This is a genomic window from Brooklawnia sp., assembly GCF_049651565.1.
Lineage (GTDB): Bacteria > Actinomycetota > Actinomycetes > Propionibacteriales > Propionibacteriaceae > Brooklawnia.
Genome location: NZ_JBASCI010000034.1, coordinates 1 through 11,468, shown reverse-complemented (window position 1 = coordinate 11,468; position 11,468 = coordinate 1). Strand labels below are relative to the sequence as shown.

General features: G+C 69.6%; 11 protein-coding genes and 1 pseudogene. 10 read left to right on the top strand and 2 right to left on the bottom strand.

The genetic code is table 11. The features are described from left to right. The 3 genes from WBL05_RS01815 to hisG all read left to right on the top strand — a co-directional run. On the top strand, positions 1-1,909 hold a 1,909-nt coding region (locus WBL05_RS01815), incomplete at its 5' end, for a putative PEP-binding protein (protein ID WP_424223358.1). Positions 1,910-1,961: 52 nt separating this feature from the next. After that, positions 1,962-2,228 (top strand): phosphoribosyl-ATP diphosphatase, encoded by a 267-nt coding sequence (locus WBL05_RS01810; RefSeq protein WP_424223357.1) that lies wholly within the window; start codon positions 1,962-1,964, stop codon positions 2,226-2,228. A gap of 33 nt (positions 2,229-2,261) precedes the next feature. Next, positions 2,262-3,122: an ATP phosphoribosyltransferase gene (gene hisG, locus WBL05_RS01805; protein WP_424223356.1), complete on the top strand. Its 861-nt coding sequence runs from the start codon at positions 2,262-2,264 to the stop codon at positions 3,120-3,122. A gap of 17 nt (positions 3,123-3,139) precedes the next feature. Here the strand turns inward: hisG and WBL05_RS01800 are convergent, their stop codons facing one another. After that, entirely contained in the window at positions 3,140-3,688 is a 549-nt protein-coding gene (locus tag WBL05_RS01800; RefSeq protein ID WP_424223355.1) for a hypothetical protein, read from the bottom strand. 257 nt (positions 3,689-3,945) lie between these two features. On the opposite strand from WBL05_RS01800, the gene infC reads away from it, so the two are divergent. The 7 genes from infC (at position 3,946) to WBL05_RS01765 (ending at position 11,358) form a co-directional block, all read left to right on the top strand. Then, positions 3,946-4,680: a translation initiation factor IF-3 gene (infC, locus tag WBL05_RS01795; protein WP_424223359.1), complete on the top strand. Its 735-nt coding sequence runs from the start codon at positions 3,946-3,948 to the stop codon at positions 4,678-4,680. A 79-nt stretch (positions 4,681-4,759) separates the two neighbouring features. Then, the gene (rpmI, locus tag WBL05_RS01790; protein ID WP_424223354.1) at positions 4,760-4,978 is read left to right on the top strand and encodes a 50S ribosomal protein L35; all 219 of its coding nucleotides are present in this window, start codon (positions 4,760-4,762) and stop codon (positions 4,976-4,978) included. Between the two features lie 45 nt (positions 4,979-5,023). After that, on the top strand, positions 5,024-5,392 hold the full coding sequence (rplT, locus tag WBL05_RS01785; protein WP_424223353.1) for a 50S ribosomal protein L20: 369 nt from the start codon (positions 5,024-5,026) through the stop codon (positions 5,390-5,392). Between the two features lie 4 nt (positions 5,393-5,396). Continuing rightward, positions 5,397-6,230: a TrmH family RNA methyltransferase gene (locus WBL05_RS01780; protein ID WP_424223352.1), complete on the top strand. Its 834-nt coding sequence runs from the start codon at positions 5,397-5,399 to the stop codon at positions 6,228-6,230. Between the two features lie 242 nt (positions 6,231-6,472). Next, the gene (pheS, locus tag WBL05_RS01775; RefSeq protein ID WP_424223351.1) at positions 6,473-7,573 is read left to right on the top strand and encodes a phenylalanine--tRNA ligase subunit alpha; all 1,101 of its coding nucleotides are present in this window, start codon (positions 6,473-6,475) and stop codon (positions 7,571-7,573) included. Further along, positions 7,570-10,077, top strand: coding sequence for a phenylalanine--tRNA ligase subunit beta (gene pheT / locus WBL05_RS01770; protein WP_424223350.1), 2,508 nt, complete (start codon positions 7,570-7,572; stop codon positions 10,075-10,077). Before pheS ends, pheT begins: the two co-directional genes overlap by 4 nt. 48 nt (positions 10,078-10,125) lie before the next feature. Beyond that, the gene (locus tag WBL05_RS01765; protein ID WP_424223349.1) at positions 10,126-11,358 is read left to right on the top strand and encodes a winged helix-turn-helix domain-containing protein; all 1,233 of its coding nucleotides are present in this window, start codon (positions 10,126-10,128) and stop codon (positions 11,356-11,358) included. On the opposite strand, the pseudogene WBL05_RS01760 reads toward WBL05_RS01765, so the two are convergent. Continuing rightward, positions 11,338-11,468: pseudogene (locus WBL05_RS01760) on the bottom strand (IS481 family transposase); the annotation flags it as partial. The gene WBL05_RS01765 and the pseudogene WBL05_RS01760 overlap by 21 nt on opposite strands.

Genomic DNA, 11,468 nt, shown 5'->3' with positions numbered 1-11,468 from the left:
CCGCCGCATCGTCTGGCGCACCACGGTGCGCAACCCGCACGGCATCCACGTGCGTCCTGCCGCCGCGATCGTCGCGCACCTGCGCGATTTGGACGCCGAAGTGCTGCTCAGCAACGCCACCACCGGGCGTGGCCCGGCACCGGCCGACAGCCTCAGCCGAATAACCGCCCTGCAGATCATGTCGGGCCAGATCCTCGAGGCCCGGTTCACCGGCCCGGACGCCGAGAAGGCCCGCGACACCCTGGCCGACCTGGCCGGCCGCGACTTCGGTGAGGACCTTGACCACCGGCCGGCCTCCGGCGCCCCGGTGGCGGCCCGGCCCACAGAACGGGTGAGCTTGGAGGCGCTGGAGCTACCGGCGGCCGCCGAGCACCAGTCGGTGATCGGCAAGATCAACCGCAGTACCACCCGGCCGCCGACGGCCGGTTACCGACCGCAGGCACCCAAGGGGGAACTCGACCGCTTTCAGCAGGCGGTGCTGACCGTCGATGACTTCCTGGCCGGGCTGGGCAATGGCGGCCCAGGCGTGGCAGGCATTGTCGACGCCCAGCGCATGATGCTGGCCGACCGTGAACTCCAACACGGCATCGTGGGACTGATCAGCGCCGGGTTCAGCGCAGTCGACGCCGTCGAGAAGAACCTCACCGAGGCCGCCCGGGAGTTCGACCAGTTCGCTGACTCCTACCTGCGGGAACGTGGTCAGGACGTGCGCAGTCTGCGCCGGCTGCTGCTGCTGGCCCTGCTCGGGCGTCCGCTGGCCGACCAGGGCCCCGACGAGGCGCGGATCTGGCTGCTCGAGGAGCTCGACGTCGCCACCGCGGTCCGGCTGGATCCCCGCACCTGCCTGGGCGTGATCACGCTGGCCGGCGGGTCGTCCGGGCACGGGATGCTGGCCGCGCAGGCACGTGGCATCCCGATCCTCACCGGCCGTCCGGACGCCGAGAAGATCCCGGACGGGGCGGTGGTCGCCTTCGACCCGGTCACCCGGGAACTGTGGCCACAGGTCACCGACGAACTGCGGTCCGAACTGGCAGAACGCAACCGCAAGCGGATCCGGGACGCCGAACAGGCCAGGTCACACGCCGGTGAACCGGCGCTGACCCGCGACGGCCGACGCATCATGGTCGAGGCCAACGTCGGCTCACTGGACGACGCCATCGTCGGCGCCCGCGAGGGCGCGGAGGGCAGCGGTGTGGTGCGCACCGAGGTGCTGTTCGGCGCGTCCCCGGCCGCCCCAACCGTCGACGAGCAGGCCGACCTCCTGACCCGCATCGGCCGGGCCCTTCACGGGCCCATCACGGTGCGCAGCTGGGACCCGTCCGGCGACAAGCCGATGGCCTTCCTGCCCCACAACTATGAGGACAACCCGGCGCTTGGCGAGCGCGGCATCCGGCTGATGCGCCGAGCCCCGGAACTGTTCGCCGACCAGGTGCGGGCGATGCTGCTGGCGGCGCGCGAGGTCGAGGTGCGGCTGCTGCTGCCAATGGTGACCACGCCCGACGAGGTGATCTGGGCGCGCAGCCTGTTGGAACAGGTCCGGGCCGAACTCCAGGCGCCGGCCATCCCGTTGGGAATCATGGTCGAGGTGCCGGCGGCCGCCATCCGGGCCGCCGACTTCGCGGGCCTGGTCGACTACGTCAGCATCGGCACCAACGACCTCAGCCAGTACACCCAGGCCGCCGACCGCACCAATGCCGCCGTCCGTGACCTGGCCCGGCAGGACGCCCCGGCAGTGCTCGACCTGATCCGGGCGACCTGCGAGGGTCTGCCCGGGGTGCCGGTTGCGGTCTGCGGCGACCTGGCCAGCGACCCGTCCGCCACCGCCACCCTGGTCGGATACGGGGTGACCGAGCTCAGCGTCCGGCCCAGAATGGTCGCCGAGATCAAGCAGGCCGTCCGGCTGGTGTGAGACCCGCTGGGAGCGGTTCGGGCGGCCGGCCGCCCTGCACTAACCTGTGGGGGTGAGCAAGTCATTCGAGGAGCTGTACGCCCAACTCAGGCAGATCGCCGCCACCCGTCCCGAGGGCTCCGGCACCCTGGAGCGCCTGGACGCCGGGGTGCACACCATCGGCAAGAAGATCGTCGAGGAGGCGGCAGAGGTCTGGATGGCGTCGGAGTTCCAGAGCAGGGACGCCGCCGCCGAGGAGATGAGCCAGCTCATCTACCACGTGCTGACCATGATGGTGAAGCTCGACCTCACCCTCGAAGACATCTACCGCTACCTGTGACCTGCTCGCCGACCGACCGACAAGGAATCGCAAGTGTCTGACCTACTCAAGATCGCCGTGCCCAACAAGGGTGCCCTCGCCGAGTCCGCCGCCGGCATGCTGACAGAGGCCGGTTACCGGCAGCGCACCGACATGAAGGACCTGGTGCTCATCGACGAGGCCAACCGGGTCGAGTTCTACTACCTGCGTCCCCGCGACATCGCCGTCTACGTCGGTGAGGGAACTCTAGACCTGGGCATCACCGGGCGCGACATGCTGCTGGACTCAGGCGCCAACGCCGAGGAGATCATGAGTCTGGGCTTTGGTGCCAGCAAGTTCCGGTTTGCCGCCCCCGCCGGCGCCACACACCAGCTCGCCGACCTGAACGGCAGGCGGATCGCCACCAGTTACCCCGGGCTGCTCCGCAGGTACCTGGACGAAAAGGGGGTGGACGCCCGGTTGATCCACCTGGACGGGGCGGTCGAGTCGTCCATCCGGCTCGGTGTCGCGGACGCGATCGCCGACGTGGTCGAGACCGGCACCACGCTGCGACGGGCTGGCCTCGAGCTGTTCGGTGAGCCCATCCTGGACTCCGAGGCCATCCTGGTGCGTCGCCCGGGCAGCCTCGACGTCGACCAGGCGGCCCTGGACCACCTGCTGCAGCGGCTGTCCGGGGTGCTGGTGGCGCGCAACTACGTGCTGATGGACTACGACATCCCCACCGAGCTGCTGGAGCAGGCGTCCGCGCTGACCCCCGGACTGGAGAGCCCGACGGTCTCGCCGCTGGCCAAGCCGGGCTGGGTGGCGGTGCGCGCGTTGGTGCCGGCCAAGGACCACCAGCTGTTGATGGACGATCTGCACGACCTTGGTGCCCGGGCGATACTGGTCACCGAGCTGTCGGCCTGCCGGCTGTAGCCAGCGCGGGGCGTCGGCTACTCGAGCCCGTGCTTCTTGAGGATGTTGCTGACCTCGTCGTCCGCGCTTGCCGGGGTCGCTCCTGGCGCCTTAGTGGTGGGCTGGCCGGTGGGCGGCTGGGACTGGGACGGCAGCGGCGGCGATTGCTGCGGCCTGGGGGCGGGCTGTGGCTTCGACTGCTGCCGCACCTTGGCCGCCTGCTCGGCGAGTCGCTCCTGACGTTCGGTTTCGTGAGCCAGTTGACGCTGCCTTGCCTCCTCACGGGTCGGCGCCTTGATCAGGCCGCCCCCCAGATAGGCGATCAGGCCGAGCACCGCTACCGCGATCCCGATCCACGTCGCGGTGTCCAGCTCCTTGCGCTGCACCCAGTCGACCAGACCGCGAACCCACTGCAGGACGAGGCCGGAGACCCCGGTCAGGTAGGCGCCGATGATCAGCAGGATGATGCCGACCGCACGCGCCACGTACCGGGCGCTGTGCCTGGAGTTCCACATCAGCAGTGCCCAGACCGCGGCGATCAGCCCTAGTCCGATGCTGACCAGGATGACGATTGCGGGGTCGCTCATGGCGGAAGCCTCTCACACCGTCCCGCCCAGTTGGGCCGCAAAGCATCGATGGGCTACGATTGACGGGCTGATCGGTTCCCAAACGGATCCGGTCCCAACGAAGTGAGGGCCTGACCCTCCACCTCGGGCCGCACGAGCCATCGCAGGCCCCGGGTCGGTGCAGACGGTTCCGGCTGGTCGCCGGAATATCGGACGCTCGTCCGACGTTACCGTCGTCAGGCCTTCGCGTCCGCGGAGGCCTCTTTTCATTCCGGGCCATAACCGCCCGGGGAACTGTCAGCACAACCAACGACATTGGAGGGACAGCCATCAGCAACGAATTCCGCATCAACGAGCGGATCAGGGTGCCGGAAGTGCGCCTGGTCGGACCGGAGGGGGAACAGGTCGGCATTGTTCGCGTCGAGCAGGCGCTGCAGCTTGCTCGCGAGGCGGATCTCGACCTGGTCGAGGTCGCCCCGGATGCCCGCCCGCCGGTCTGCAAGCTAATGGACTACGGAAAGTTCAAGTACGAGAACGCCCAGAAGGCCCGCGAGTCGCGGCGCAACCAGACCAACACGGTCATCAAGGAAATGAAGCTGCGGCCGAAGATCGACGACCACGACTACAACACCAAGAAGGGTCACGTGGTCCGGTTCCTCAAGGGCGGCGACAAGGTGAAGATCACCATCATGTTCCGTGGCCGTGAGCAGTCGCGTCCGGAGTTGGGCGTCAACCTGCTCAAGCAGCTTGCCGAGGATGTGGCCGAGGATGGCGTCATCGAGCAGGCCCCCCGGCTCGAGGGCCGCAACATGCACATGGTGCTCGCTCCCACCCGCAAGAAGAGCGAGGCCCGCGCGGTGGAGGCCGAGCAGCGCGAACGCAAGGCCGCCCAACGGCAGGCCGCGGCGGATGAGGACAAGCGCGTGGAGGCGGAGCTTCGGGCCAAGGGCGCCGGCCAGCCGAAGAAGAAGCGGGGTCCGGCCGACAACATGGACCCGGACATCGACCTGTAGACCACCGGATCCTGCACCACGGGATCCTGCCCGGCGCACACGTCGGCGTCCGGGACGATCGAGAGAATGGAGCGGCACCATGCCGAAGATGAAGACGCACTCCGGTGCCAAGAAGCGGTTCAAGGTGACTGGCACCGGTCAGCTCAAGCACAAGCGTGCCGGCAAGGGCCACCTGAACGAGCACAAGCCGACCCGGCGCACCCGCCGGCTCAGCGTTGACGGCGTCCTGGAGGGCACCGACGCCAAGAAGATGAAGCGGCTGATGGGTGGCTACAAGCCCAAGTCGCGGCGCGGCTGAACCTCCGCGAGTCAGCACCGAACAGAACCAGACGAGGAGCACGAAATGGCACGCGTCAAGCGCGCAGTCAACGCACACAAGAAGCGCCGCGAGGTGCTCGACCAGGCCTCCGGATACCGCGGGCAGCGGTCACGCCTCTACCGCAAGGCCAAGGAGCAGTCGCTGCACTCGGCCACCTATGCCTACCGCGACCGCCGCACGAAGAAGCGCGACTTCCGCGGCCTGTGGATCCAGCGGATCAACGCGGCCTGCCGCGAGAACGGCATGACGTACAACCGGTTCATCAACGGTCTGCACAATGCCGGCGTCGAGGTGGATCGCAAGGTGCTGGCCGACCTGGCCGTCAACGACCCGGTGGCCTTCACCGCGCTGGTGGACCTCGCCAAGGCGAACCAGCCGGCGGCAGCTGCCTGAGGCAGTGACTGAGCGTCCCGACGGGCCGAACGGCCGCGCGCCGATCTCGACGGCGCAGCTGCGTTCGGCCCGTCGTCTGCTGCAACGCAAGGGCCGCGAACGGGCCGGCGAGTTTCTGGTTGAGGGCGCACCGGCGGTCCGCGAAGCGCTCGCCGAACCGGGCCGGGTACGGCTGGTCATCGTTCAGGACCCCCTGCGCCTGGCAGAGCTGCTGGCCGGCGCTGGCGACGTGCCGGTGGTTGTGGCCACCAGGTCGCAGGTCGCGCAACTTACCGACACGGTGACCAGCCAGGGCATCTTCGCGGTGGTCCGGGACCAGGCCGTCGGGCTGGCCGAGCTGCCGAAGGACCCGGACCTGGTGGTGATCTGCGCCGAGGTTCGGGATCCGGGCAACGCCGGCACGGTGATCCGCTGTGCCGACGCGTTCGGTGCAGATGCCGTCGTGCTGACCCACGGCTCGGTGGAGCACACCAACCCGAAGACCGTGCGGGCCTCGGTGGGCAGTATCTTCCACCTGCCGGTGGCGCACGGCGTCAGGTTCGACCAGGTGGTCGGCTGGGCCCGGGATGCCGGCCTGCAGGTGCTGGCGGCCGACGCCGGGGGTGGAGACCTGGACGAACTGGCAGCGGCCGGCGAACTCGCCCGTCCCACCGCCTGGGTGATGGGCAACGAGGCCTGGGGACTGCCCGACGAACTGCTCGCCCAGGTGGACCGGGTGGTTTCCATCCCGATGTGGGGACGGGCCGAGAGCCTGAACCTGTCGACGGCCGCGGCGGTCTGCCTCTATGCCACCGCCAGCTCCCAGCGCCGCAGCCGATCCGCGCGGCAGGCGCGATGACCTGGGCGCAAGAAGGTCTGTTAGGATGTCGGCATGGTTGAAGGCGCCGCGATCCGCATGGCCCGCCTGTTCGGCGGTGTCGCGGAATTTACCGTGCAGGTCTAGGCCTGCCACTCGCCCCGCCGCCCATCGCCCGCAGCACCGATCAAGGTACTAGCAGCGGCTCACTAGACTGACCACGGCACGCCCGCGCGCACGGCGGACGCGGAACGCCGACATCGAGCCCACAACCCGAGGGAGCCATGACTGCCCAGGACACCGACCGCCAACCCAATCCACTCGACGCCGACTACGTGCTCGGCCTGGTGGATGCCGCCCTGACCGCGATTCAGGCCGCCGACACCGGGGCCGAACTGAGGCAGGTGCGAGCCGACCACGCTGGCGACAAGTCGCCACTGGCCCTGGCGAACCGGGCGATCGGCCAGCTCGAACCTGGCCAGCGAAAGTATGCCGGACAACTGGTCGGGCAGGCTCGCGGTCGGGTCAACCAGGCGCTGGCCGCCCGCCAGACCGAGGTGGAGGCCGCCGAACTGCAGGCGGCGCTGCTGGCCGAACAGGTCGATGTCACCCTGCCGGTCGAGCTGCACCCGGTCGGCGCCCTGCACCCGGTGACCGCCCTGCTCAACGAGATGTCGGACGTGTTCATCGCGATGGGCTGGGAGGTCGTCGAGGGACCGGAGCTCGAATCGGAGTGGTTGAACTTCGACGCCCTCAACATGCCGGAGACCCACCCGGCACGCGGCATGACCGACACCCTGTTCGTCGACCCGCCTTCGGACCGCAAGCTGCTACGCACCCAGACCTCTCCGGTCCAGATGCGCACCCTGCTCAGCCGCGACGTGCCGATCTACATGGTCAGCCCCGGCAAGGTCTTCCGTGCCGACGAGTACGACGCAACCCACCTGCCGATGTTCCACCAGATCGAGGGGCTCGCAGTCGACAAGGGCATCCACCTCGGTCACCTGAAGGGCACCCTCGACCACCTGGCCATGGCCATGTTCGATGACGTCAGAACCAGGCTGCGCCCGCACTACTTCCCGTTCACCGAGCCCAGCGCCGAGATGGACCTGGAGTGCTTCGTCTGCCACGGCGAGTCGGTTGGCAACCCGGATCGGCCCTGCCGCACCTGCAAGTCGGAGGGCTGGATCGAGTGGGGCGGTTGCGGCGTGGTCAACCCGCGTGTGCTGGCTGCCGCCGGCATCGACACCGATGTCTACTCCGGCTTCGCGTTCGGCATGGGCGTCGACCGCACCGTGATGTTCCGAAACAACGCCCCCGACCTGCGCGACTTCGTCGAGGGCGATGTCCGCTTCCCCCGATCGTTGCGAGGAGGTGCCCGATGAGGGTTCCGATGTCATGGCTGCGTGAACTGGTCACGCTGCCCGCCAATGTCACCACCGCGCAGGTTGCCGACGCCCTCACCCGCGCCGGCCTGCAGGTCGAACGGATCGAGGTCGCCGGCGCCGACGTCAGCGGCCCGGTCGTGGTTGGACGCGTGCTGGAGTACACCGAGAAGCCGCAGAAGAACGGCAAGGTGATCCGCTGGGTGCAGGTGGACGTCGGCGAGTTGGCGCCCCGCGGGGTGATCTGCGGCGCACGCAACTTCGACAGCGGCGACCACGTGGTGGTCGCCCTGCCCGGCGCGGTGCTGCCCGGCGGGTTCGAGATCACCGCCCGCAAGACCTACGGCCGGGTCTCCGACGGCATGATCTGTGCCGAGGACGAACTGGGTATCGGCGTCGACCACAGCGGCATCATGGTGCTGCCCGAGTCGATCAACGGTCGCCCGCCCGTGCTGGGTGCCGATGCGATGGAAGTGCTGCAGGCCCGCGACGAGGTGCTGGAGATCGACGTCACCCCCGACATCGGTTACTGCCTCAGCATGCGCGGCATCGCCCGCGAGACCGCGCAGGCGTTCGGGGTGGCCTTCACCGATCCCTACCTGATCGGCACTGTCCGCCCGTCCCAGGATGGCTACCCCATCCGGGTGGAGTCGGAGAACTGCACGATCTTCGCGGCCCTGACTATCAACGACGTCGACCCGGACGCCCCGACGCCGACCTGGATGGCGGCCCGGCTGGTGGCTGCGGGCATGCGCTCGATCAGCCTGGACGTCGACATCACCAACTACGTGATGCTTGAATCCGGCCAGCCGTTGCACGCCTACGACGCCGACCGCCTGCACGGACCGATCGTGGTCCGACAGGCGGTCGACGGGGAGCGACTGACCACCCTGGACGACGTCGACCGCAAGCTGTCGCCGGACGACCTGCTGATCACAGACGACTCCGGGCCGATCGGGTTGGCCGGGGTGATGGGTGGGCAGACCACCGAGCTGACCCCGACCACCCGCAACATCGTCCTGGAGGCCGCTCGCTTCGACCCGGTCACCATCAGCCGCACCTTCCGGCGGCACAAACTGCCGTCCGAGGCCTCCGCCAGGTTCTCCCGCGGCGTCGATCCGGCGCTGCCGCTGGCCGCGGCCCGGATGGCCGCCCGGCTGATGGCCGAACTCGGCGGCGGCAAGGTCTCCGAAAACCACACCGTGGTGGGCGAGGTACCGGCCATGCCGGCCCAGCGGATCCGTGCCGACCTGCCGGCCCGGATCCTGGGTGCGCCGATCAGCGCCGACCAGGTCGTCGAGGTGCTGCAGGCCTCCGGAGTCAAGGTCTCGGGCCGACGCGACGACCGCGGCAGTGACTGGCTTCACCTGGTACCTCCCACCTGGCGTCCCGACCTGGTCGACCCCTATGACTATGTCGAAGAGGTGGGACGCAAGGTCGGCTTCGGGGTGGTGCGCGCCGAGGTGCCGTCCGCCCCGCCCGGCACCGGTTACACCTTCGAGCAGCGCTCGCGGCGGTCGGTGCTCAACGCGGTGGCCGCGGCCGGCTTCGTGGAGCTGCTGACCCTGCCATTCATCAGCTCCGACGAACTTGACCGGATGGGGCTGCCCGCCGACGACCCACGACGGGCAACGGTGCGGCTGGCCAACCCGCTGGCCGACAACCAGCCGTTCATGCGCACCACCCTGCTGCCCGGCCTGTTCGCCGCGGTGGCCCGGAACACCTCCCGCAGCCAGACCGACCTGGCGGTATTCGAGTGTGGATCGGTCTTCCTCGCCAACGATCGCGGTCCGGCGCCGATGCCGGCTGTCTCCCGGCGTCCCAGCCCGGCCGAGATCGCGGCGGTCACCGGAAACCTGCCCGACCAGCCGCTGGCCCTGGCCGGTGTGCTGGCCGGCAACTGGGTTCCGGCCGGATGGCAGGGCCCGGCCGAGCCTGCCGACTGGCGGCACGCCGTCCACCTTGCGCTGACTGCGGCCGCTGCGCTCGGCCTGGACCTGGGTCGGCGGGCTGCCCAGCGTGAGCCGTGGCATCCGGGACGTTGCGCTGAGCTGTTCGTCACCAAGGAGGACGCCGAGGTGGCCATCGGTCATGCCGGCGAACTCCACCCGAGGGTGACCAGGGCTTACGGCCTGCCCGAGCGAGCCTGCGCGGTGGAGTTCAACCTGGACGCGATGATGGCGGCCGCCCCGCGCGGCGGCGAGGTGCAGCCGCTCTCAGCGTTCCCGTTGACCAAGGAGGACGTGGCGCTGATCGTCGACGCACAGGTGCCGGCGGCCGCGGTGCAGCAGGCCCTGGTCGACGGGGCCGGCGAACTGCTGGAGACCATCCGGCTGTTCGACATCTACACCGGCAGCCAGATTGGTGAGGGCAAGAAGTCGCTGGCCTTCGCGCTCGGTTTCCGGGCGCCGGACCGCACCCTGACCGAGGCCGAGGCCGCCGAGTCGCGCAAGGCGGCGGTTGCCCGGGCCGCCGAGCTGTGCGGAGCCGTGCAACGCGCCTGACCCCGCGCTGACCGCTGCACCCGGGTGCCGGGCCAGTAGCGTTGCGCCATGCGCGAGACGCTTTCGCGGGCCGAGGCGGCCCGGGTGCTGCTGACCAGCCAGGGATTCGGCCGCCGGCAGCCTGTGCCACCGGGGATGCGGCAGCTGCAGCAGGTCATCGACCGGCTCGCGCAGTTCCAGATCGATTCGGTCAACGTGGTGATGCGCGCTCACTACCTGCCGCTGTTCAGCCGGCTCGGTGGTTACGACACCGCGCTGCTCGATCGGGCTGCCGGCCGGGGGCCGCGCCGGGTGTTCGAGTACTGGGGGCATGCCGCCAGCCTGATCGATATCCGCCTGCAGCCTGCGCTGCGGCACCGGATGGCGAGCGCCGAGCAGGACGCCTGGGGTGGCATCCGACGGGTTCGCGCTGAGCATCCCGACTTGGTCGAGGCAGTGTGGCAGGAGGTCGCGGAGGGTGGACCGCTGACAGCCCGCGAGGTCGAGGCCCGCATCGAGGCCCCGGCCCGCGGTATCCCGACCGAATGGGGCTGGAACTGGTCGGCCACCAAGCGTGCTCTGGAGTGGCACTTCTGGAGCGGCACCCTGACCGCCGCCAGCCGGAACGAGGCCTTTGAGCGTCGCTACGACCTGCCCGAACGGGTGCTGCCACGCGCCATCGTGAACTCGCCCACACCCGACATCGCCGCCGCCCACCGGATGCTCGCATGCCGGGCCGCTGCCGCCCTGGGGGTGGTCACCGCCGATTGGGCGGCGGAGTACTTCCGGCTGGCAAAGCAGCCAACCCGGATCGCCCTGCACGAACTGGCCGAGGACGGCCTGCTGACGCCGGTGCGGATCGACCAGGTGGCGGCGCCAGCTTGGCTGTGGCACCAGGCCCGACTTCCGCGACGCGTCACCGCCCAGGCACTGATCTGCCCGTTCGATCCGCTGCTGTTCGACCGCCGCCGACTGCGGGCGCTGTTCGGCGCCGACTACAGCATCGAGATCTACGTGCCGGCCGCCAAGCGGCGCTTCGGCTACTACGTCTACTGCCTGCTCGCGGCCGAACAGGTCGCCGCCAGGGTCGACCTGAAGGCTGACCGCCAGGCCGGCGTGCTGCGCGTCCACTCGGCCTGGGCCGAGCCCGGCCACCGCTGGCCGGCCGGCCAGGTGCTGGACGCCCTGGTCAGCGAGCTGACCCGGATGGCCCAGTGGCTCGGGCTGTCCGAGGTCTGCGCCGAGCCGGTTGGTGACCTCGGCGCAGACCTGGTTCGCCGGCTAGGTGTTCACCCCGGATAGGTTGGGTACGCGCGCGGCTGGGGGATGTCCCTTGAGCGCGGTGTGGCCTCGGTGGTGATTGTAATGGTGCAGCCATTGGTCGAAGGCGGCGACTCGCTGGGTTTCGGAGG

Bases quoted from the DNA above. Each gene is read 5' to 3' on its own strand.
- WBL05_RS01800 (WP_424223355.1), bottom strand. From the start codon at position 3,688: ATGAGCGACCCCGCAATCGTCATCCTGGTCAGCATCGGACTAGGGCTG.
- rpmI (WP_424223354.1), top strand. From the start codon at position 4,760: ATGCCGAAGATGAAGACGCACTCCGGTGCCAAGAAGCGGTTCAAGGTG.
- rplT (WP_424223353.1), top strand. From the start codon at position 5,024: ATGGCACGCGTCAAGCGCGCAGTCAACGCACACAAGAAGCGCCGCGAG.
- pheS (WP_424223351.1), top strand. From the start codon at position 6,473: ATGACTGCCCAGGACACCGACCGCCAACCCAATCCACTCGACGCCGAC.
- pheT (WP_424223350.1), top strand. From the start codon at position 7,570: ATGAGGGTTCCGATGTCATGGCTGCGTGAACTGGTCACGCTGCCCGCC.
- WBL05_RS01765 (WP_424223349.1), top strand. From the start codon at position 10,126: ATGCGCGAGACGCTTTCGCGGGCCGAGGCGGCCCGGGTGCTGCTGACC.